Source organism: Streptomyces sp. NPDC004327 (genome assembly GCF_042873935.1).
Lineage (GTDB): Bacteria > Actinomycetota > Actinomycetes > Streptomycetales > Streptomycetaceae > Streptomyces.
This window is the reverse complement of record NZ_JBIAME010000001.1, coordinates 1,076,839-1,098,250: the sequence shown is the minus strand read 5'-3', so window position 1 is coordinate 1,098,250 and position 21,412 is coordinate 1,076,839. Positions and strand designations below refer to the sequence as shown.

Genomic DNA, 21,412 nt, shown 5'->3' with positions numbered 1-21,412 from the left:
CAACATGGACGAGCTCAGAGAACGAGGTGGCGGGCACCGTGCCACGAAGGAGCACAGGGTGAAGGACCGGAAGACGACGATCCTCGAAGCCGCCGCCCGGGTGATCGCGCGCCGTGGGGTGCGCGGGTTGCGCATGGAGGAGCTGGCCGCCGAGGCGCGGGTCTCCAAGGCCCTCGTCTACTACCACTTCGGCGACCGCGCCCGCCTGCTGCACCACACCCTGGGCTTCATCGGGGACCGGGCCGAGCGGTACACCGGCGGCGCGCCGACCGGGCCGGGCGTCCGGGCCGGCGAGGGCCCGGCCCGCGAGGAGCCGGCCCGCGAGGACCGGGTCCGCGAGCTGGAGCGCCGGCTGCTCCGGGAGCTCCAGGACGTCCCCGAGGTGCGCGAGAACAGCATCGCGTGGGGCGAGCTGCGGGGCGGCGCGGTCTTCGAGCCGGAGCTGCGGGACGGGCTCGCGCGGGCCGGCCGGGCCTGGACCCGGGAGATCGCGGAACTCCTCGGTCGGGTCGTACCGGCCGCGTCCGGCGCCGCCCTGTCCGCGGCGGCGGAACGGCTCACCGTACTCGTCGAGGGCCTGAGCACGCGCTGGCTGATCGGGGTGCTGCCGGTCGGGCACGCCCGTGAGCTGCTGCGGGACGCGATCGGGGCGGAGATCGAGGGGCTGCGGACACGCCGGGGCGGGCAGGTGCGCACCGGCACACACAGCCGGCCTCTATGCTTTGACTGAAAATTCAGTCAGTGTCAGAGTGGCACCACGACCACCGCCATCACCACGGCCACCACCGCCACCACGCACCCGCCCCCCACGATCGGAGCACCCGTGTCCTTCGCCTTCCCCACCCGGCGCACCGCCCTGCGCGCCTTCGCCGGCATCGGCGGAGCCCTCGCCCTCGGCGCCACGGCCTGCGGCCCGGACGGCTCCGAGGGCTCCGCCCCGGCCGGGGCGACCAGCGGGTCGCCCAGCGGCGCGGGCGGCGAGCGGCGCTTCGGTGCCGAGTGGGAGAGCCACGCGCGTACGTTCATGTCCTGGCCGGCGCTCGCCTCCGTCTGGGAGGAGGACCTGCCCTACGTGCGGCAGGACATCGCGCGCATCGCCCGCGCCGTCGCGGAGTACGAGGCCGTGGTGATGATCGCCCGCCCGGAACAGGTCGCGGCGGCCCAGCGGGCCTGCGGCTCCCAGGTCGAGGTCATCCCGCTCGCCAACGACGACCTGTGGGCCCGTGACATCGTCCCGGTCTTCACCGAGGACGGCGGCAAGCTCCTCGGCGTCGACTTCAACTTCAACGGCTGGGGCGACAAGCAGGAGCACGCCAACGACGCCCAGGTGGGCCGGAAGCTGCTCGCGAAGTACGGCATCCCCCGCGAGGAGGCGCCGCTGGTCGCCGAGGGCGGGTCCTTCGAGACCGACGGCGAGGGCACCCTCCTCATCACCGAGAGCTCGATCGTCAACGCCAACCGCAACCCCGGCAAGAGCCGGGACCGGATCGAGGACGAGCTGATCGACACCCTCGGCGTGGAGAAGGTGGTCTGGCTGGCGGGCGTCCGCGGCGAGGACATCACCGACGCGCACGTGGACAGCCTCGTCCGCTTCACCGCGCCCGGCGTCGTCCTCCTCGACCAGGCGTTCCCCGGCACTCCCCCGGACTCCTGGTCCCGCTCGGCCGACCAGGCGCGCGCCGTGCTGGAGAAGGCGACCGACGCCCGCGGCCGGCACTTCGAGATCATCGACCTGCCGCAGCCCGACCTCGACAAGATCACCGGCCGGGGCGACGACTTCGTGTCGACGTACGCGAACTTCTACATCGCCAACGACTCCGTCTTCCTGCCCAAATTCGGCGACAGGAAGGCGGACGCCCGGGCGAAGGCGATCCTCCAGGGGCACTTCCCCAAGCGGGACATCGTGCAGCTGCAGATCGACACCATCGCCTCCGGCGGCGGCGGCATCCACTGCTCCACTCACGACCAGCCCGGCAAGCCCGCCGCCTGAGCGCCCCCTGACCGCCGCCAGGAACCGGCGGCTCTCACCGGCCACCGGTCCGGTAGCGGCCCGGCGTCGTGCCGACGATGCCGGTGAACGCCGCGATGAAGCCGCTCGGGTTGGCCCATCCGCAGGCATGGGCGGTCCGGGTGGTGTCGTGGCCGTCGGCGAGGAGTACGAGCGCGTGGTGGATGCGGAGCTGAGTGCGCCACTCGTAGAAGGTCATGCCGAGTTCGCTGCGGAACAGCCGGCTGAGGGTGCGGGCGCCGGCTCCGACCGCCTTGCCGAGGTCGGCCAGCGTGGCGTTGTCCGACGGATCCTCGTACAGCCGCCGGGCGACGGCCCGCAGCCGGTCGTCCCGTGGCTCCGGCAGGTGCAGGGGCTGTTCATGTGCCTCGCGGAGCTCGTCGACGAGGACGCGCAGGAGGCGCGAACGTGCGGCGGGGCTGCGGTCCGGCGCGGTGTCGTCGTCGGTGCGCGGGCCGGTCAGGGCGAGGAGGGCCTCGCGTGCGAGACCGGAGGCCAGGAACACGGCGGGGTGGCCGGTTACGAGCCGGGCCAGGGACGGCTCGAGGAAGACGATCCGCATGTCGGTGTCGCCGTGGGCGCGGTGGTGGTGCGTGAACCCGGCGGGGGTCCAGGCGACACGGTTGGCGGGGACGATCGACGTGCCGCGCTCGGTGTGCACCGACAGGACGCCGCCGGCCGCGTACACCAGATGTCCCCGTGTGTGCGACTGCGCCGCGCTCGTCCCGCCGGACGGCCAGAGATGGCGCCCGCCGGACGGCCACATCCGTGACGTCAGGGCGGTGACCGGCCGAGATCGGCCGTGAACGGGCATCAGTTGGCGTCCTATCGGTAACGGGCCGTCGCTTGGTCTGGCGAGACTATCTGTCCACGGAGCGGCCTCCGGGCCGCGCGAAAGGGGAGACAGATGGCGACGTTCGTTCTCGTGCCCGGCGGCTGGAAGGGTTCCTGGTCGTTCGAGGCGGTGGTTCCGCTCCTGGAGCGTGCCGGTCATGCCGTTCACGCGCTGACCCTGACCGGTCTGCGGCCGGACGACGACGAGGCGACGGTCGCGACCGCCAACCTCGACACGCATGCCGACGACGTGTTGCGGCTCCTCGACCGCACCCGCCTCACCGACGCGACACTGGTCGGCCACAGCTACGGCGGAATGGTGATCACGGCCGCCGCCGATCGCGCCGGCGGCCGGATCTCGCGTCTGGTGTATCTCGACGCCTTCGTACCGCGCGACGGCGAGTCGTGCTGGTCGTCGGCGAACGAGTACTTCCGGGACCTGTTCGCCTCGGGCGCCGCGACCTGCGGCTATGCGGTCCGGCCGCCGGACGGCGGCGATCCCCGTCGACGTCCCCATCCCCTCGCCGCGTTCCTGCAGACGATCCGGCTCACGGGCCGGCACGCCCGGGTCCCCCGCCGGGAGTACGTCTACTGCTCGGGATGGGAGGACCGGACCCCGTTCGCAGGCCTCCGCACCCGGCTCAGGGCCGATCCCGCATGGCGGGTGCACGACCTGGCCACCGGCCACGACGTGATGCACGAGGCCCCCGAGGCGGTCGCCGCGCTGCTGCTCGACGGCGGGGCTACCGCCCGAGGATGAGCGCGGGGAGCTCCCGCATGTCGTGGAAGACGGTGGTGCCGGGGCCCGCGAGCCGTTCGGCCGGGGTGAGTCCGCCGGCGTAGCCGAAGGCGCGCATGCCGGCGGCGCGGGCCGCCTCGACGCCGGGGCGGCTGTCCTCGACCACGGCGCATGCGGCGGGATCGACTCCCATGCTCCGGGCGGCGTGCAGGAACAGGTCGGGGGCGGGTTTGCCGCGGGAGACCTCGGTGGCGCTGTGGATGCGGCCCGCGAAGTGGTCGTAGAGGCCGGTGCGGCCGAGGGCGTGGCGCATCTTGTCATGGGAGCCGCTGGAGGCCACGCAGGTGGGCAGGGTGATCGCGGCGAGGGCCTCGGGCAGTCCGTCGACGGCGGCGAGGTCGGCGTCCACGGCCTCGCGGTGCCGCTGTTCGAACCGTTCCGACCAGATCGCGGCGGTCTCCTCGCCGAGCCGGGCGGCGACCTGTTCGCGGATGGCGGCGTGGGAGCGGCCGATGAAGCGGTCGACGACCTCTTCCTCGGTGAGCGGCCAGCCGAGCTCCGCGCCGAGGGCGACCTGGACGCGGGCGGCGATGCGTTCGCTGTCGACCAGCACGCCGTCGCAGTCGAATATGACGAGTTCAATCGGCTTGATCATCTCGGCAGCATAGACGCCCAACGGCCGTGCGAGTCATGCGCTTTCGTCCAATACGTGTAAGGGTGCCCGCCGCGAGAGTGGTCCTCGCCGCCCCGCTGACCAGGGCGGCGTTCTCGGGAAGAAGGGGATCTCCTCATGAAGAAGCTCAAGGCCGCGCTGGCCGTCGCCGGCGCCGTCGCGACCTCGCTGGTCGCGTTCGCTCCCTCCGCTTCCGCGGCCGACGGCTGCCAGCGCGACTGGCTGACCGCGGGTCACTGGGGCACGTACAGCGTGGTCCAGAAGTCCGGCAGCGGCTGCCACGACGTGCAGGTGACCGAGGCGTGGGCGTCCGGTGGCGCCAGCGGCGACTCGTACCGCGCGCAGTACGTCAACGCCTCCGGTTCGTGGGTGTGGGCCTCGCGCCCGTACCAGTGGATCTCGAACGGCAGCTACTCGGTGAACCAGTACATCCTGATCTCCGACCTGTCGACGGGCCGCTACTTCGGCGTCTCGGCGTTCAACACCTACGGCAGCGCCGTTCAGGTCGCGCACTGACCTTCCGGTCGCACCGTATCGCGTGCCCGGCCGTCCTCATGGCGGCCGGGCACGACGCAACCCATCACGCACCAACGGAGGTTCGGGGACGATGCCCCGCCGCAACCCGCTCTCGCGCGCGGCCGCCCGGACGGCGCCGCTTCTCGTCGCGGCCGGTGTCCTGGCCGGTCTGACCGCGTGTTCCGGACCGTCCGACGGCCGGTCCGGCGCGTCCGGGCCGTCTGCGGCCCCGGTGCGCCAGACCCTCCCGGGGCCTCCCGCCGCCACCGTCCCGGTCACCTCCGCGATGCCCGTGGACGTCGCGGACATGGTGCTTCCGGCGACGGGCGCGCAGACCCGCTGGACGCAGGGGCTCGACGCCTTCGGGCGGCTCGCCGCGGACACGGCGGTACGGCGCTGCCTAGCCGAGCGCGAGACGCCGGCGCCGCCGCACGAGCCGCCGGCTTTCGTGCGCTTCTCCGACATCCCCGATCTGCCGTTCATCGCGCGCAACGGCTTCAACGGCGTCATCGTGCCCGGCGCGGCCGACGGCTCGAAGGACCGCCCTGCCGAGGGCGCCGGGCAGCAGGTGCAGGAGAGCTGCATGCGGACCGGCATGGGCGTGGACCAGAGCCTGCGTTCGCTGTATCTGAAGGTGCAGGGCGAGTGGTTCCAGGAGGAGTCGTCGCTGCGGACCGCCCCCGGGGTCGTCGCCGCGCTCGGGGGCTTCGGGCCGTGCCTGGCCGGGCACAAGGTCGAGGCACGGGACGAGAACGCCTTCTTCGCGCTCGTCGACAAGCGTCTGCAGGCCGGTGACAGCGCCGGTGAGCACGCCCTGGCCGGCGCCTACGCGGAGTGCATGAAGCCTGTCGACGACGTCCGCACCGCGCTGCGGAAGCCGCTCGCGGAGCGTTTCCGTGCCGCTCACCGTGCGGAGATCACGGCGCTCGGCACCACGCTGCCCGCCAGGATCCACGAGCTGGAGCGGCGTTACGGCATCCGGATCTCCTTCCCGGCGCTCTGACCGCCCGGCCCGGCGCCGAGGCGCAGGGTCAGGATCTGGAAGGGCCGCAGCGACAGCCCGGCCTCGTCCGGACCCGAACGGACGGCGGCCGTCTGCGCGTCCGGGCCGAGGGGTCGCTCCAGGAGGTCGCACACCGTCACGCCGGTGAGGGGGAAACCGGTGGTCAGGACGGCCCGGGCGCGAGCGCCGTGGGCTTCGTACAGACGGACGACCACGTCGCCGGAGCGGTCGTCGGCGAGCTTGACGGCCTCGATGACGACCGCGGCGTGGTCCACGGAGACGAGCGGGGCGGCGCCGTCGGCGCCGTCGGCGCCGCGGACCGTGCGTTCGGGCAGGTTCAGGGCGTAGCCCTCGCGGATGGCGTCGGCGAGACCGGCCCCGATCACCAGGGAGTGGCGGAGCCGGTGGTGGCCCTGGTCGGCGTCCGGGTCGGGGAAGCGGGGCGCGCGCAGCAGGGTGAGGCGGACGGTCGTGGTGGTGCCGCCGTCGGGGCGGACGTCGCGGGTGACCTCGTGGCCGTAGGTGGAGTCGTTGACGAGGGCGGCGCCCCGGTCGGGTTCGCCGACGTGGAGGTAGCGGTGGGCGCAGATCTCGAACTTGGCGGCGTCCCAGCTGGTGTTGGTGTGGGTGGGGCGCCGGACGTGGCCGAAGGGGATCTCGGCGCTGGAGTGGTCGGCGCGGAGGTCGAGCGGGAAGGCGGCCTTGAGGAGCTTCTCCTTCTCGTGCCAGTCGATCTCGGTGTCGACGTCCAGTCGCCGTGAGCCTTCGCGCAGGGACAGCAGCTGTTCGACGCGCGAGGCGCCGAAGGTGCGGACGACGCGCACGCCGCCGGGATCGCCGGTGACCGTGTCGGCGTCGGTGAGGTCGCGGACGGTGTTCCGGTAGAACTCCTCGATGTCCCAGGCGTCGTACTGGTTGGGGAAGTCCTGGTGCAGCTGGAGCAGGTTGGCGGCCGCGCCCGGGGCGACGGACTCCCGGCCGGTGCCGAGGTCGAGCGCCGAGACGACGAGGCCGCGCGCGTCGATCCCGATCCGGACCAGGCCGTTGTCGAGGACGAAGCCGTCCCCGGCGGGCACCGGGGTGACGGCGGGGTCGGCGGGCGCGGGGCGGACGGCCGCGCCGAGGGCCGGGATGCCGCCGCGCGCGTACGGGGCGGAGTTGAAGACCACCGTACGGTCGCCGGTGCCGGCGAGCGCGCGCTGGGCGTCGTCGACGACGCCGCGCAGTTCGGCGATGACGGCGGCGAGGGTCCGCTCGGCCTCGCGGTGCACCCAGGCGATCGAGGAGCCGGGCAGGATGTCGTGGAACTGGTGCAGCAGCACGGTCTTCCACAGCCGGTCGAGTGCCTCGTACGGGTAGCGGTAGCCGGTGCGCACGGCGGCGGTGGCCGACCAGAGTTCGGCCTCGCGCAGCAGGTGCTCGCTGCGCCGGTTGCCCTGCTTGGTGCGCAGCTGGCTGGTCAGGGTGCCCCGGTGGAACTCCAGGTAGAGCTCGCCGGCCCAGACGGGGGCGTCGGGGTACTCGGCCTCGGCGCGGGCGAAGAAGTCGGCGGGCCGCTCGATGACGACGCGCGGCGATCCCTCAAGGTCGGTCAGCCGGGCGGCGCGGGCGAGCATCTCGCGGGTGGGTCCGCCGCCGCCGTCCCCGTAGCCGAAGGGCAGGAGTGAGCTGTTGGCCGCGCCCTTGTCCTGGAAGTTGGCGACGGCGTGGGCGAGTTCGGCGCCGGTGATCTCGGCGTTGTAGGTGTCGACGGGCGGGAAGTGGCTGAAGATCCGGCTGCCGTCGATGCCCTCCCAGCGGAAGGTGTGGTGCGGGAACTTGTTGGTGGTGTTCCAGGAGATCTTCTGGGTGAGGAACCAGCGCACGCCGGCCAGTCTCATCAGCTGCGGCATGGCCGCGTTGTAGCCGAAGGTGTCGGGCAGCCACACCTCCTCGGTCTCGACGCCGAACTCGTCCAGGTAGAAGCGTTTGCCGTGGACGAGCTGCCGGACGAAGGACTCGCCGCCGATGATGTTGGTGTCGGGTTCCACCCACAGACTGCCGACGGGCAGGAACTGTCCGCTCTTCGCCTTCTCCCGGACGCGGGCGTAGATCTCGGGGCGCTGTTCCTTGAGCCAGGCCAGCTGCTGGGCCTGGGACATCGCGAAGCGGAAGCCGTCGTGGTCGTCCATCAGCCCGGTGACGTTGGAGAGGGTGCGGGCCACCTTGCGGACGGTCTCGCGCAGCGGCCAGAGCCAGGCGGTGTCGATGTGGGCGTGGCCGACGGCGGAGATCCGGTGGGCGCTGGCGGTGGCGGGGGCGGCCAGGGCCGGTCGCAGCACCGCGCGGGCGGCGGGCGCGGTGCCGCCGATGTCCTGGAGGTCGATGACGTCCAGGGCGCGTTCGACGACGGGCAGCAGCTGCCAGCGGCGGGGGTCGGTCTCGGGCAGGGCGTGCATCAGGCCGCCCAGCACGTCGAGGTCCTGGGCGAGTTCCCAGACCTGGGTGTCGAAGACTGCGAGGTCCAGGCGGTGCAGCCGGTAGAGCGGGTCGCCGGCGGGCCCGGCCCCGGTGATCCAGGACGGCCGGCCGCCGAGCGGGGTCGGCTCGTGGCTGTCGCACAGGGCCGGGTTGGCGGCGGCCTCGACGTAGTACGTGAACTCCTCGCCGCCGGCGGCCGGGTCGGCGACCGGCAGCCAGGCGTTGCGCGGGTTGAGCGCCTTCAGGACGGTGCCGTCGGGCCGGTGGACCAGGCCCTCGCAGGAGAAGCCGGCTCCGGTGACGTCGAAGCCGAGGTCCAGGACGGCCTCGACCCGCTGTCCGGCCCACTCCTCGGGGACGCGGCCGGTGACCTTGAACCAGCTGGTCGACCAGGCGGGCCCCCAGCGGTGCCCGACCGACACCGGCCGGTACGGCGCCGCCAGTCCTTCGGCGAGCGGCACGGGCTCGCCGGGGACGTCCCAGATCTCCACCCGGAGCGGGACGGCGCGGGCGTGCACGGCGGGCCGGATCCGCTCGGTGAGGACCCGCTTCAGGCGCTGCTCGACGAGGCGCTGTCTGCTGTGCATGGAGGCTCCCGTGGGGTCTGGTCTCTGAGGGGACTAATCCTGGGACGGGCCCAGGTCGGGCCGGTCGCGCAGCTCGACGGTGCGGGTGGTGGCGGCGTGGAGTTCGAGCACGGTGATCTCGTTGCGGCCGGGCCGCAGGACGGGCGCGGGGACGTAGAGGGTGTTCTGCGGGCCGCGGGACCAGTAGCGGCCGAGCGGGAAGCCGTTGACCCAGGCGTGGCCCTTGGTCCAGCCGTCGAGCGCGAGATATCCGTCGGCGGGCCGGTCGAGGTCGAAGGAGCCTCGGTGGAAGGCGGGGCCGGGCCGCGGCGCGTCGGGGGCGAAGGTCAGGGCGTCGAGGGAGTCGAGGGGCAGCGGGCGGCTGGTCCAGCCGTGCAGGGGGCGGCCGTTGAGCGTGATGTCGCCGAGCAGGCCCTTGCGGTCGTGCAGACCGGGGCCGTAGTTGACCCGGCCCTGGTTCTCCACCAGGACCGTCAGCCGGGCGCCGGGCCGCGGCACGGTGAAGGCGAGGGCGTGCTCGTGGTTCTCCCGCTCCAGTACGCCGACGGGCTGGCCGTCGACGAACACCTGGGCTCGGTCGCGGACTTCGCCGATGGCCAGGACGGCGGGGCCTCCGGCCGGCAGCTCCGTCCCGTACAGCACGAAGCCGAAGTCCTGTCCGAGCTCCTCCATGGTCAGCGGGTCAGGCGACACGACCGCGTCGCCCAGCGACGGCGCGTGCTCCAGGAGTCCGGCGCTGTTGTCGAGGGCGACGGCGAGCGGGGCGAGCTTGGCGGCGGGGGCGGGCAGCGGTTCGTCGGGGACGGGCGCGTGGCGGGCGATGACCTCGCGGAACGCCGCGTACTTGGCGGTGGGGTCGCCGGCCTCGTCGAGCAGCGCGTCGTAGTCGTAGGAGGTGACGGTGGGCCGGTAGGTGCCCTTGTCGTTGGCGCCGTTGGTGAAGCCGAAGTTGGTTCCGCCGTGGAGCATGTAGATGCTGACGGAGGCTCCGGCGGCGAGCAGCCGGTCCAGGTCGGCGGCGGCGTCGGCGGCGTCGCGGCTGGTGTGGGCGGCGCCCCAGCGGTCGAACCAGCCGATCCAGAACTCGGAGCACATCAGCGGTCCGCTCGGCTGGTGTGCGCGCAGTGCGGCGAGTCCGGCGTCCACCCGGCTGCCGAGGTTCACGGTGCGCAGCACGCCGTCGAGGCCGCCGCGGGCCAGGTCGGCGGGCTGGTCGCAGGTGAACAGGGGGACGTCCGTGCCGTGGGCGCGGAGCAGGGCGGCGAGGTCGGCGAGGTAGCCGGCGTCGTCGCCGAAGGCGCCGTACTCGTTCTCCAGCTGGACGGCGAGGACCGGGCCGCCGCTGGTGGAGAGGTACGGCTTGACGGCCGGCAGGAGGGCGGCGAGGTAGCCGTCGACGGCGGCCAGGAAGCGGGGGTCGCGGCTGCGCAGGGCGATGCCGTCCTCGGCGAGCAGCCACGAGGGCAGGCCGCCGCCATCCCATTCGGCGCATATGTAGGGGCCGGGGCGGAGCAGCACGTGCAGGCCCTCGGCGGCGGCGAGGTCGAGGAAGCGGGGCAGGTCGAGACCTCCGTCCAGGTGGAAGTCACCGGGCCGGGGGGCGTGGAGGTTCCAGGGGACGTAGGTCTCGACCGTGTTGAGTCCCAGCAGGCGTGCCTTGCGGAGCCGGTCGGCCCACTGCTCCGGGTGGACGCGGAAGTAGTGCAGTCCGCCGGAGATGATGCGCAGGGGTCGGCCGTCGAGACGGAATCCGTCGTCGGCGATCTCCAGTCGAGGCATGCCGTGGTGCTCCTTGCTGTGGACGCGGGAGGGTCAGTTCAGCGGGCGGCAGAGCAGGGCGTCGGGGACCCCGCCGTGGTTCCACTTCCAGGTGTAGGCGACGCCGGCGAGGTACTCGTCGTCGGCGCACTGGCCCTTGTAGTAGCCGGGTGCCCAGTCGCTCTGGACGGAGCCGCCGGTGGCGGGGCGGTTGTCGCCGTGGTCGAACCAGACGTTGCGGCCGTTGAGCGGCAGCGCGTGGTCGGCGGGGGCGCAGAGCAGGGCGGCCATGGCGTTGCCGTTGACGCTGTAGCCGGTGGCGAAGGTGTTGTCGGGGCACTGGAGCTTGTTGTAGCCGCTCGCCCAGTCGCCGTGGGTGACGTAGCGCTCGTCGGTGACCGTCGTCCAGGCGCCGGTGGACTTGGCGGGCTGGCGGACGTCCGTGCACAGGCCGCGGTTGGAGCTGCGGGCCAGGGCCGTCAGGCGCTGGGTGTCGGGGCAGTTGCCCTTGCGGTTGCCGCTGCTCCAGTCGGGCCTGGCCCGCATGGTGGCGGAGACGTTCTGGTCGCCGAAGTCAAGGTCGAGCATGTTCCAGTGGTCGACGGGGGCGATCTGCCCGGTCCGCGACGGGGCGTTGACCAGCTTGTTCCAGTCGGTGACGCGCCAGTCGCCGGCGTCGGTGACGCTCGTCTTGCGGCCGGTGGAGTCGTACGAGATCAGCGCCCAGTTGTCGTTGGGCGTGCCCGCGGTGTCGCTCCAGCCGACCAGCGGCCACTGGGCGAAGTCGGTGTCGTTGCGCACCAGGATGTCGGTGAAGGTGCGCCACCACGCCTGCTCCTTGGCGTTGGCGGAGCCGCGTCCGCCGGCGCCGAACTCGCTGATCCACACGGGCGCGGTGAAGTGCTGGCCGGTCCGGGTGACGAACAGCGCCTCGTCGTCGACGACCTGGGCGAGCTGTTCGGGGGTGAAGTCCTGGTAGCGGGGGTCACTGGTGGATCCCGCGCTGCCGTCGGCGGCGCCGGTGTTGGCGGGGCCGGTGTAGGCGTAGAAGTGCGCCGCGTAGACCAGCTTGCCGGAGTTGATCAGGGTGTTGGAGAGGTTGCGCACCGGCGTGAGCATGGGCCGGCCGTGGTCGAACGGGGCCGCGGGGATGCCGTACCAGTTGATGCCCTCCATGATGACGAGCATGTCGGGGTCGGCCTGGAGGATGCGGTTGCCGGCCTCCTCGAAGGCGGCGTACTCGTCGTGCGAGTCGCCCCAGCCCCAGTTGGGGTTGTCCCAGGTGTCGCGGCGGACCTCGTTGCGCAGGTCGGCGCCGACCACCCGCTTGTCGGCCTTGTAGCGGTTGGCCAGGAAGACCCAGTCGTCGATCCACTGGGCGGTGGACTGGCCGCTGTTCCACCGCTCGTTGCCGTCGAGGCCGCAGCAGAAGCGGTAGCTGGTGGTGTGGTTGTTGAGGATGACGGCGAAGCCGTCGGCCGTCAGCGCCGCGACGACGGCGTCGAAGACCTGGAGCGGGGTCTTGCCCTTGAGCTGCGGGTTGGCCGTGACGGCGGCGTCGGGCACGGGGGTGGTGTCGTGGACCATGGCGTTGGCGAAGGGCAGCCGGATGCTGTTGATGCCGACGGCGTGGAAGTCGGCCATGATCCGGTCGATCGGCGTGCGGTCCAGGCCGAGCGGGATGTTGTTGGACTTCTGCCGCGCCTGGTGGTTGGCGACGTCGTCGACGTCGCCGCTGCCCTGCCAGGTGCCCTGGGCGCCGGCCCAGTTGCTCGCCTTGAGCTTGAAGCGGTCGCCGTTCGCGTCGACGATGTAGCGGCCCCTGGTGGACAGCGGTCCGGTCCACGAGTCGGCGAGCTGCTGCCCGGTCAGGGCGACGGGGGCGGGTGCGGGGGCGGCGGCCGGGTCGGCGGCGGCCGCGCCGGGGACGGCGGTGGCGAGCAGCGCGGCGACGGCGAGCGCGGTGGGCAGTCCTCGGGCTGCGGTGATGACGGCTCTCATGACGGTTCCCTCCGAAGGGTGTGGGGGCGAGAGGAACGGTGCGGATCGAGCGGTGCGGAGCGGGCGGTGCGGCATGGGGCGGATCGGGCGTGCCTCAGCCCTTGAGTCCGCTGGTCGCGATGCCTTCGACGATGTACCGCTGCGCGATGAGGAACATTGCCACCAGCGGGACAACGGTCACCACCGCCCCGGCGAACAGGCCGGGCAGGTTGATGGTCTGGGAGGTGAGGAACGTGGACAGGGCGATCTGGGCGGTCCAGGCGGACGGGTCCTGGCCGATGACCAGGGGCCACAGGAAGGCGTTCCAGCTGTCGATGAAGGACAGCGCCCCGAGGGAGGCGAGCATCGCGCCGGAGGACGGCAGCGCGATCCGGCGGTAGAGCCCGAGCCAGCCGAGGCCGTCCAGCCGGCCGGCCTCCTCGATCTCGCGCGGGAAGTGGAGGTAGAAGTTGCGGAAGAGGAGGACGGCGAAGGGGTTGAAGAGGCCGGGCACGATGACGCCCCACAACGTGTTGACCCCGCCCATCGATCCGACCACCACGAAGGTCGGTACGAAGGTCACCGAGCCGGGGATCATCAGGGTGGCGACCACCAGCGCGAGGAGCACTCCGCGTCCGGGCACGGGGATCCGGGCGAAGGCGTAGCCGGCGGCGGAGGCCAGGAGCGTGGAGACGGGGGCCGTGATCCCGGCGATCAGCAGGGAGTTGCCCAGCGCCTGGCCCATGTGCAGGGTGGGGTCGTCGAAGAGCGCGGTGAAGTTCTCCCAGTGCATCGTCGACGGCCACCAGGTCCACTCCGGTGACGTGAGGCTCCTGGCGTCCATCAGCGCGTTGCGCAGCATCAGGTAGAACGGCGCCAGGAAGGCCAGGGTCAGCAGCCCCACCAGCAGTCCGCGGGCCGTCGGGCGCAGCCCGTACCGCAGGGTCGTCCTCATGCGCCGCTCACTCCTCGCCCTTGCCGAAGCCGGTGACCCGGCCCTGGATCAGCGTCACGCCCACGATCAGCGCGGTGAGCACGAAGGCCCCCGCCGAGCCCAGGCCGTAGTCCTGGGCGCTCATCGCGGTGGTGTACAGATAGACCAGCGGCGTCTGCACGGGTGCGGTGGCCGCGCCGGACAGACCGCTGTTGAACAGGTTGTAGAACTCGTCGAACGCCTGGAAGGCGGCGATGAACTGCAGCATCAGCACGGCGACGGAGGTGTTGCGCAGCATCGGCAGGGTGATCCGGCGCAGCTTGCGCCATCCGGTGGCGCCGTCGAGCTCCGCGGCCTCGTGGATCTCCCTCGGGATCGCCTGCAGCCCGGCCAGGAACAGCACCATGTAGAAGCCGACCTGGAGCCACAGTCGGACGCTCACCAGGACGATCCAGTACAGCGGCGGTGAGGTGGTCTGCAGCCAGGGGACGGCGGACATCCCGAACCAGCCGCCGATCGTGTTGGCGATGCCCGCCGGCAGGCCGTTGAACAGGCACATCTTCCACAGCAGTGAGGCCGCGACGTACGAGACGGCGGCGGGGATCAGGAAGGCGGTGCGCACCACGGCCCGGCCGCGCCGGACGCGGTGCACCAGCAGGGCGAGGCCGAGCGAGGCGGCGAAGGTGAGCGGGACGACGACGAGCGTGAACAGCAGGATCTGGCCCAGCGAGGCTCGGAACGCGGCGTCGGAGAGCAGCCTGCGGTAGTTGTCCAGGCCGGCCCACCGGCCGAGCGCGATGCTGCCGTGGGCGTCGCTGAGGCTGAGCAGGAAACTCCAGCCGATGGCCACGTACTTGAAGATCCCGAGGCCGGCCAGCATGGGGGCGGTGAGCAGGAGGAAGGCGCCCCGGGCGCGGCGGTCGGCGCGCCGCGCCCGGGCCGGAGCGGGGCCCCGCGACTTCTTCGCCACCGCCGGGTGCCCGGCGCGCGCGGGGCGCGTGGTGGTGCCCGAGACGACGTTCATCAGGCGCGCTGCTTGTCCACGGCGGTCTGGGCCTGGCGGGCCGCGTCGGCCAGGAGCCGGGCCGGGTCGCCCTGTCCGGTGGCGATCTTCGCGGCGGCTGCGTTGAACGGGGTGGAGACGGCGGAGTCCCAGGTGTTCGGGTTGTGCTTGCCGTACTTCGCGGCGAGCTCGACGGTCTCCTTCGCGGTGCCCTGGGAGAGCTTGCCGTCGGAGCCGGCGACGGAGCGGCGGGGCGCGATGTGGAGGCCGTAGTTCTCCGACCAGTCCTTCTGCAGCGCGGTCTGCTCGACCCAGAGCCACTGGACGAACTTCTCGGCCGCGTCGACGTGCTTGCTCTTGGCGTTGACGCAGCTGGTCCAGCCGCCGACCCGCACCACCGGGCTGCCGCCCGGCTTGAAGGCGGGCCACGGCAGGACGCCGAAGTCGTCGCCGAGCGCGGTCTTGATCGCGGGCATGGCCCACAGGCCGCACCACTGCATCGGGACGACGTCCTGGGTGAACGCGGCCGGGTCCCACCAGTCGGTGGTGAAGCCGAGGAGCAGGGACTGGTCGTCGTGCAGGCGCCTGAGGCCGGTGACCGCGTCGACGGCCCGCGGGGAGGCGAACGCCACCTTGCCGTCGGTGACGAGGTCGCCGCCGTTGGAGAACACGGCCAGGATGGCGGTGTCGCCGACGCCGTCGTTGCCGACGAACAGGCCCTTGCGGTCCTTGGTGGTGAGCGCCTTGGCGGCGGCGACGAGCTGGTCGAAGGTGGTGGGCGGGGCGATGCCCGCCTTGGCGAGGACGCTCTTGCGGTAGTAGAGCATCATGACGTCGTCGACCATCTTGACGCCGTAGAGCTTCCCGTCGACGGTGACCACGTCGAGGTCGCCCGGGCTGAAGTCGGCCTTGGCGCTGCCGTACAGCGTGTCGAGCGCGGCTATCTGGCCGCGCCGGGCCATGCCCTCGCTGAAGTCGCCGATCTCGAAGACGTCCGGCGCCGCGTCGGTGAGCAGCGTGGCGTTGAGCTTGCTGGAGTAGTCGCCGGGCACCCAGGTCACCTTGACGGCGATGTCCGGGTGGGCCTTGGTGAAGCTCTCCGCGTAGCGGGTGGCGGCCTGCTGGGTGCCGGCCTCGCCGTACGCGTGGAACCAGACGTTCAGCGTGGTCTTCGCGCCGGCCGTGCCGCCGCCGGCCGGGTCGGTGGTGCAGCCGACGAGCGCGCCGGCGGCGAAGAGTGCGGTGCCGCCGAGAAATCCGCGTCGGCTGAGCTGGGCCCTGTGTGCGCTCATTTCGCATCCCCGAGGGTGTGAGGGTTGAGGGTATGGGTGTCCGTCCCCGGTCGGTGTCCGCCGTCGGTTGCCCGCGGGCGGGTGACGGCGGCGGCCGGGGGTGTGGTGCGCGGTGTGCGGATGTACGGATGTGCAGACGTACGGACGTACGGACGTGCGGCTGTGCGGGCGTTGCGACGTACGGAGGTGCGGGGACATGCAGGCGTTGCGACGTACGGCTGTGCGGACGTGCGGGCGATGCGACGTACGGAGGTGCCGACGTGCCGGATGCGTTACGGGAAGAGCGCCTGGATGCCGAGGACGGCGGCCCCTCTGGCCCATTCCTCCCAGGGGAGCGGGCGCAGCGTCAGCGGGCACTTCGCCGCCGCCTTGAAGCAGTGGCGGGCGTAGGCGTCCCTGATGTGCACGCCGAAGAGGTCGTAGGTGTCGAGTCCCTCTCCGGTGACGACGATGCGCTCGGGTCCGAGCAGGTTGACCAGGGTGGCGATGCCGGTGCCGATCGCCTGTCCGGCCCGGGCGAAGACCGCGCGGGCGGCGGGGTCTCCGCCGCGGGCGAGCTGCACGGCGCCGTCGAAATCCAGGTCGCCCCGGCCGTTCTCGCCCCGGACAGCGGCGAGGATGGCGTCGGTGGAGGCGATGGCCTCCACGCAGCCGACCTGGCCGCAGTGGCACGGCGGTCCCGCCGGGTCGATGCTGATGTGTCCCATCTCGCCGGCGACACCGTACGCGCCGGCGATCAGCTGGCCGTTGACGACCAGTCCGGAGCCGATGCCCGCGCCGATGGTGACCAGCGCGAAGTACTCGGTGCCGATGCCGTCGCCGAACCAGTGCTCGGCGGCGGTGAGCGCCTTCACGTCGTTCTCCACGGTGACGGTCAGGCCGGTCGCCTTCGCCACCGTCTCGGCGAGCGCGATGTCGCGCCAGCCGGGCAGGACCGAGTAGCGGACCCGGCCGGCGCCGCGGTCGACGTCGCCGGAGACCGCGATCCCGAGGTGACGGGCGCGCTCCCGGAACGCCGGGTCCATGTCGAGCATCTCCTCGACGAGTTCGCAGAGGAGGATGACCACGGCCTCCGGTCCCCGGTCCCCGCCCAGCGGACGGCCGGCGGTGGCCCGCATGCCGGCCCGCAGGTCGCAGACCGCGCCGAAGAGCGCGTCGGCACTGATCTTCACCCCGACGAAGAACTCGCGGTCCGCCGTGACGGCCAGTGGGTTGACCGGCCGTCCGGCCCCCGGAGCGGTGCGCTCCGGGGGGAGTTCGTGCAGGTAGCCGTCCTCGATGAGAGGCCGGGCCGCCTTGGTGACAGCGGTCGACGACAGGCCCGTGCGGCGGGCCAGTTCGACCCGGCTCAGCGGGCCCTCGGCCAACAGCAGGGCCAGCATGGCCGTTTCGGCCGGTGCGGTGACCAGTGGCTGGGAGTGGTTCGGAAACACGGCGGCAACGTACCGGTAAATAAATAACTTCGTCCAGTATTGATTTCGGACCGCCGCCTTCCCTACTCTCGGGCGACCTCTCCGTGCCCGTCACGCGCTCCGGACCGGCCCGCCGGCGCTCCGCTCCGGCCCCCCGGTCCCCCGCGCCCACCGCAACTCCATGGGGACATCCGTGCCTGCCGCCTCCTCCGTCATCTCCACCGCCATCTCCTTCGACACCGACCTCGGCCTCGCCGTGCTGCGCACCCGCAACAGCGTCTACGCCCTACGCGTCGGCGCCGACGGCAGCCCCCGCCATGTGCACTGGGGCCCGGAGCTCGATCCGGCAGCGCTGCGGCACCCCCGCTCCCCCGCCGACAGCAGCTTCGAGGACGAGGCGGCCGCCGACGAACTCGGCATCCAGACCGGCCCCCGCTTCGGCCCGGCCGGACTCCAGGTGCGCTTCGCGGACGGTACGGCCGGCGCCCAGTGGCGCTTCCTCGGCCACCGCGTCGAGGGCACCGAACTGCGGCTCCGGCTGGCCGACCGCCGCTATCCGCTGACCGCCGAACTCTGCTACCGGGTGCACCCCGACACCGACGTCGTCGAGCGCTGGACCGAACTCACCCACACCGGCGGCCCGGACGACGGGCAGCCGGACGACGGGCAACATGACGGGCAACACGGCGGGCAGCGCGACGGGCAGGGCTTCGGCCCCGGGGCCGGAACCGAGGCCGGAGCCTGCGGTGGAACCGGGGCCGGTGGCGGAACCGGACCCGGAGCCGGCGGCCGGACCGGGGCCGGCCCGATCACCGTCACCCGCCTCGACTCCGCCTCCTGGACCGCGCCCCGGCTCGCCGACTACCGGCTCAGCCACCTGGTGGGCGGCTGGTCCAGCGAGTTCCAGCTGCAGCGCGACCGGCTGCCGGTCGCCGAGACCGTGCTCACCAGCCGCCGCGGCATCACCGGGCATCACGCCTCGCCCTGGCTGGCGCTCGACGACGGCACCGCCACCGAGGAGCGGGGCGAGGTCTGGAGCACCGCGCTCGCCTGGAGCGGGAGCTGGCGCGTCACCGTGCACCGCGACCCGGTCGGCCGGACCACCTGGACCGGCGGCCTCGGCCACGAGGGGCTCGCCTGGACCCTGCGGCCCGGCGAGACGCTGCGCACCCCGGTCTTCGCCGGCCTCTACACCCAAGGCGGCTTCGGCGGGGCGAGCCGCGCCTGGCACGCCCACCTCCGCGCGCACGTCCTGCCGGAGCCCGGCCGCGACCGGCCCGTGCTCTACAACTCCTGGGAGGCCACCGGCTTCGACGTCGACCAGCCGGCCCAGTGCCGTCTCGCCGACCTCGCCGCCGGGCTCGGCGTCGAACTCTTCGTCCTGGACGACGGCTGGTTCGGCGCCCGTACGAGCGACCGGGCCGGCCTCGGCGACTGGACGCCCCGGACCGCGGCGTTCCCGGACGGGCTGCGGCCCCTCGCCGACCACGTCCACGGCCTGGGCATGGCCTTCGGCCTGTGGGTGGAGCCGGAGATGGTCAACCGGGACAGCGAGCTGTTCCGCGCCCACCCCGACTGGGTGATCCACACGCCGCTCCGGGACGCCACCGAGCTGCGCAACCAGCTCATGCTCGACTTCTCCCGACCCGAGGTCGAGGAGTGGGCGAGCCGGACCCTGGACCGGCTCGTCACCGAGAACGCCGTGGACTGGCTCAAGTGGGACGCCAACCGCCCCTTCACCGAGGCCGGCCGGGCCGGACACCCCGACCCCGACCGGGTGTGGATCGACCACACCCGGGCCGTCCACCGCGTCATGGACCGGCTGCGCGCCGACCACCCGGGCCTGCGGATCGAGGCGTGCGCGGGCGGCGGCGGGCGGGTGGACCTCGGCATGCTCACCCGTACCGACCAGGCGTGGATCTCCGACAACACCGACGCCGTCGACCGGATCGGCATCCAGCACGGCTTCGGCCAGCTCTTCCCCGCCCAGACCATGGCCGCCTGGGTCACCGACAGCCCGAACGGCCTCACCGGCCGGGCGACGCCGCTGCGCTTCCGCTTCCACGTCGCGATGGCCGGAGCGCTCGGCCTCGGCGGCGACCTCGCCCGGTGGACGCAGGACGAGCTGAAGGAGGCGGCCGAACTGGTCGCCCGCTACAAGGAGATCCGGCCCGTGGTCCAGCGCGGCCACCAGTACCGCCTCAGCGGTTCCGGCGACGTCACCTCCGTCCACTACGCCGCCCCCGACGGCGTCGAGCACGTCCTCCTCTCCTGGCGCCCCACCACCCGCTTCGGCCACCGGCCGGCACCGCTGCGCCTGCCCACGCTCGACGCCGCCGCCCGCTATCTCGACACCGACACCGGCCAGGTGCACGACGGCGCCACGCTGCGGCACCACGGCATCGACCCGCGGCTGCCCGCCGGCGACTACGCCAGCAGTCTGATCCGGCTCCGGCGTCTCGACTGACCGGGCCGGGTGGCGAACCGCCGTCGTACGCCGAATCCCGCACGCGAGGGGCAGGAGGCCGACACGGCCGGCACGACACCGACCGGGACGGCGGTGGTGCGCCTGCGGGAGCTCAACGGTTAGTCGTCCCCGGCGTCCCGGGACTCCCTGGCTTCCCGCACGTACCCCACTTCCCGCGCATCCCCGGCCTCCACGGCCGCGGTCCGCAGCGCCGCCGCGAGGCGGGTCGTCGGGTCGGACAGCGGCTGGGGCAGATGGGCGAGGAGGAGACGGCGGGTCTCCTGGGGGCCGCCGCGGACCGGGAGGACGCGCACGCCGGGCGGCGGTTTCTCCAGCACCGCGGCCGACGTCGCGCACGGCGTCGACCTCACCGGCCGGCGCGCCCTGGTCACCGGCGCCTCCTCCGGTCTCGGCGCGGAGACCGCCCGGGCGCTCGCCGCCACCGGCGCGGCCGTCACCCTGGCCGTGCGCGACGTGGCGGCGGGCGAGCGCGTCGCCCGGGACATCGCCGGGGCGACCGGCAACGAGGAGCTCGACGTCGCCCGGCTCGACCTCGCCGACCCGGCGTCCGTCGCCGCCTTCACCGCTTCCTGGCAGGGCCCGCTGCACGTCCTGGTCAACAACGCGGGCGTCATGGCCTGCCCCGAGAAGCACACCGCCGAGGGCTGGGAGTGGCAGTTCGCCACCAACCACCTGGGGCACTTCGCGCTCGCCACCGGACTGCGCGGCGCGCTCGCCGCCGACGGCGCCGCGCGCGTCGTCTCGGTGAGCTCCAGCGGGCACCAGCTGTCGCCGGTCGTGTGGGACGACGTCCACTTCGCCTTCCGCCGTTACGACCCCTGGCTCGCCTACGGCCAGTCCAAGACCGCGAACGTGCTGTTCGCGGTGGAGGCCACCCGCCGCTGGGCCGGCGACAACATCACCGCCAACGCGGTGATGCCCGGCGCCATCCACACCAACCTCCAGCGCCACACCGAGGGCGGCCGCGGCAGCGGCGGCATCCCGGACGAGCTGATCAAGACGGTCGGGCAGGGCGCGGCCACGTCCGTCCTGGTCGCCACCTCCCCGCTGCTCGACGGCGTCGGCGGCCGCTACTTCGCCGACTGCGCGGAGGCCGAGGTCCTGGACCGCCGGGGCGCCCCGCTGCGGGGCGTGGCGCGCTACGCCGTCGACCCGGCGGGCGCGCGGCGGCTGTGGGAGCTCTCCGAGGAGCTGCTCGCGGACGCCGCCGGCTGAGCCGTCGCGGCGCGCTCAGTTGGCGAAGCCGCCCTTGGGCTCGATGATCTCCAGGTTGGTGCCGTCCGGGTCGTTGAAGTAGGCGACCTTCGTGCCGAGCGCCGCGTCGGGCGTGACCTCGCCGGCGATGAACGTGTAGTCGTCGCCGAGGAAGTCGTAGCCGGCCTCCTTCATGCGCCGGTACACGGCGTCGAAGTCGTCGACCTTGAAGCACAGGTGCATGGAGCCGGGGCGGTTGGCCTTGCCGTCGGTGCGTTCGCCGACCGGGTCCTGGAACTGGATGAGGTCGATGCCGAGGCCGTCGATGTTGATCGTCGCGTACCGCAGCTTCGCGACGGGCAACCCCTGGGACTTGCCGAAGGGCACGCTGCTCATGGTCCCCTCGGCGACGGGCGCCTGTCCGGTGAGGGCCGTGTAGAAGGCGATCGACCGGTCGAGGTCAAAGACCGAGATGCCGACGTGGGCGGCCCGGGTGAGGTTCATCGGAGTGCTGGAAACAGCCATGAGGAG

At 72.8% G+C, this 21,412-nt stretch carries 17 protein-coding genes and 1 pseudogene; 7 read left to right on the top strand and 11 right to left on the bottom strand.

Features of this window, described 5'->3' with window-relative positions:
* Positions 1 to 58: 58 nt before the first annotated feature.
* Together ACFYU9_RS04760 and ACFYU9_RS04755 are read left to right on the top strand one after the other, a co-directional pair.
* On the top strand, positions 59 to 730 hold the full coding sequence (locus ACFYU9_RS04760; protein WP_389342376.1) for a TetR/AcrR family transcriptional regulator: 672 nt from the start codon (positions 59 to 61) through the stop codon (positions 728 to 730).
* Between the two features lie 93 nt (positions 731 to 823).
* The gene (locus tag ACFYU9_RS04755; protein ID WP_389342373.1) at positions 824 to 1,990 is read left to right on the top strand and encodes an agmatine deiminase family protein; all 1,167 of its coding nucleotides are present in this window, start codon (positions 824 to 826) and stop codon (positions 1,988 to 1,990) included.
* A 34-nt stretch (positions 1,991 to 2,024) separates the two neighbouring features.
* On the opposite strand, the gene ACFYU9_RS04750 is transcribed toward ACFYU9_RS04755, so the two are convergent.
* Entirely contained in the window at positions 2,025 to 2,774 is a 750-nt protein-coding gene (locus tag ACFYU9_RS04750; protein WP_389342989.1) for an AraC family transcriptional regulator, read from the bottom strand.
* Between the two features lie 141 nt (positions 2,775 to 2,915).
* Between ACFYU9_RS04750 and ACFYU9_RS04745 the strand changes: the two genes are divergently transcribed.
* Positions 2,916 to 3,602 (top strand): alpha/beta fold hydrolase, encoded by a 687-nt coding sequence (locus tag ACFYU9_RS04745; protein ID WP_389214602.1) that lies wholly within the window; start codon positions 2,916 to 2,918, stop codon positions 3,600 to 3,602.
* On the opposite strand, the gene ACFYU9_RS04740 is transcribed toward ACFYU9_RS04745, so the two are convergent.
* On the bottom strand, positions 3,586 to 4,236 hold the full coding sequence (locus ACFYU9_RS04740) for an HAD family hydrolase (protein ID WP_389342370.1): 651 nt from the start codon (positions 4,234 to 4,236) through the stop codon (positions 3,586 to 3,588). The two genes, ACFYU9_RS04745 and ACFYU9_RS04740, sit on opposite strands and share 17 nt — an antisense overlap.
* A 135-nt stretch (positions 4,237 to 4,371) precedes the next feature.
* Between ACFYU9_RS04740 and ACFYU9_RS04735 the strand changes: the two genes are divergently transcribed.
* Together ACFYU9_RS04735 and ACFYU9_RS04730 are read left to right on the top strand one after the other, a co-directional pair.
* A complete protein-coding gene (locus tag ACFYU9_RS04735) occupies positions 4,372 to 4,770 on the top strand; it encodes a hypothetical protein (RefSeq protein ID WP_389214608.1) in 399 nt (132 codons plus the stop codon).
* Between the two features lie 91 nt (positions 4,771 to 4,861).
* The gene (locus ACFYU9_RS04730) at positions 4,862 to 5,773 is read left to right on the top strand and encodes a hypothetical protein (RefSeq protein WP_389342367.1); all 912 of its coding nucleotides are present in this window, start codon (positions 4,862 to 4,864) and stop codon (positions 5,771 to 5,773) included.
* On the opposite strand, the gene ACFYU9_RS04725 is transcribed toward ACFYU9_RS04730, so the two are convergent.
* The 7 genes from ACFYU9_RS04725 to ACFYU9_RS04695 all read right to left on the bottom strand — a co-directional run bounded on the left by ACFYU9_RS04725 (position 5,740) and on the right by ACFYU9_RS04695 (position 17,220).
* Positions 5,740 to 8,820: an alpha-mannosidase gene (locus ACFYU9_RS04725; RefSeq protein ID WP_389342365.1), complete on the bottom strand. Its 3,081-nt coding sequence runs from the start codon at positions 8,818 to 8,820 to the stop codon at positions 5,740 to 5,742. The genes ACFYU9_RS04730 and ACFYU9_RS04725 overlap by 34 nt on opposite strands.
* A 33-nt stretch (positions 8,821 to 8,853) precedes the next feature.
* Positions 8,854 to 10,599 carry a beta-galactosidase gene (locus tag ACFYU9_RS04720; protein WP_389342362.1) on the bottom strand — a complete coding sequence of 582 codons (1,746 nt, stop codon included), beginning with the start codon at positions 10,597 to 10,599 and terminating at the stop codon, positions 8,854 to 8,856.
* A 33-nt stretch (positions 10,600 to 10,632) separates the two neighbouring features.
* Positions 10,633 to 12,579: a glycoside hydrolase family 5 protein gene (locus ACFYU9_RS04715; RefSeq protein WP_389342359.1), complete on the bottom strand. Its 1,947-nt coding sequence runs from the start codon at positions 12,577 to 12,579 to the stop codon at positions 10,633 to 10,635.
* A gap of 94 nt (positions 12,580 to 12,673) precedes the next feature.
* Complete coding sequence (locus tag ACFYU9_RS04710; RefSeq protein ID WP_389214623.1) at positions 12,674 to 13,513, bottom strand: carbohydrate ABC transporter permease; 840 nt, start codon at positions 13,511 to 13,513, stop codon at positions 12,674 to 12,676.
* A 7-nt stretch (positions 13,514 to 13,520) separates the two neighbouring features.
* Complete coding sequence (locus tag ACFYU9_RS04705) at positions 13,521 to 14,516, bottom strand: carbohydrate ABC transporter permease (RefSeq protein ID WP_389214626.1); 996 nt, start codon at positions 14,514 to 14,516, stop codon at positions 13,521 to 13,523.
* Positions 14,516 to 15,787 (bottom strand): ABC transporter substrate-binding protein, encoded by a 1,272-nt coding sequence (locus ACFYU9_RS04700; protein ID WP_389342356.1) that lies wholly within the window; start codon positions 15,785 to 15,787, stop codon positions 14,516 to 14,518. The genes ACFYU9_RS04705 and ACFYU9_RS04700 overlap by 1 nt, the downstream gene beginning before the upstream one ends.
* 272 nt (positions 15,788 to 16,059) lie before the next feature.
* Positions 16,060 to 17,220, bottom strand: a complete 1,161-nt coding sequence (locus ACFYU9_RS04695; RefSeq protein WP_389342353.1) for an ROK family protein — start codon at positions 17,218 to 17,220, stop codon at positions 16,060 to 16,062.
* A gap of 172 nt (positions 17,221 to 17,392) precedes the next feature.
* Here ACFYU9_RS04695 and ACFYU9_RS04690 point away from each other — a divergent pair, with 172 nt between their 5' ends.
* Positions 17,393 to 19,666: an alpha-galactosidase gene (locus ACFYU9_RS04690; protein ID WP_389342351.1), complete on the top strand. Its 2,274-nt coding sequence runs from the start codon at positions 17,393 to 17,395 to the stop codon at positions 19,664 to 19,666.
* Between the two features lie 119 nt (positions 19,667 to 19,785).
* Here ACFYU9_RS04690 and ACFYU9_RS04685 read toward each other — a convergent pair whose 3' ends face one another.
* Positions 19,786 to 20,058: a hypothetical protein gene (locus ACFYU9_RS04685; RefSeq protein WP_389342348.1), complete on the bottom strand. Its 273-nt coding sequence runs from the start codon at positions 20,056 to 20,058 to the stop codon at positions 19,786 to 19,788.
* On the opposite strand from ACFYU9_RS04685, the pseudogene ACFYU9_RS04680 reads away from it, so the two are divergent.
* Positions 19,991 to 20,902: pseudogene (locus tag ACFYU9_RS04680) on the top strand (SDR family NAD(P)-dependent oxidoreductase); the annotation flags it as partial. The gene ACFYU9_RS04685 and the pseudogene ACFYU9_RS04680 sit on opposite strands and share 68 nt — an antisense overlap.
* Positions 20,903 to 20,917: 15 nt before the next feature.
* Here the strand turns inward: ACFYU9_RS04680 and ACFYU9_RS04675 are convergent.
* Positions 20,918 to 21,406: a VOC family protein gene (locus tag ACFYU9_RS04675; RefSeq protein WP_389214641.1), complete on the bottom strand. Its 489-nt coding sequence runs from the start codon at positions 21,404 to 21,406 to the stop codon at positions 20,918 to 20,920.
* Positions 21,407 to 21,412 lie beyond the last annotated feature (6 nt).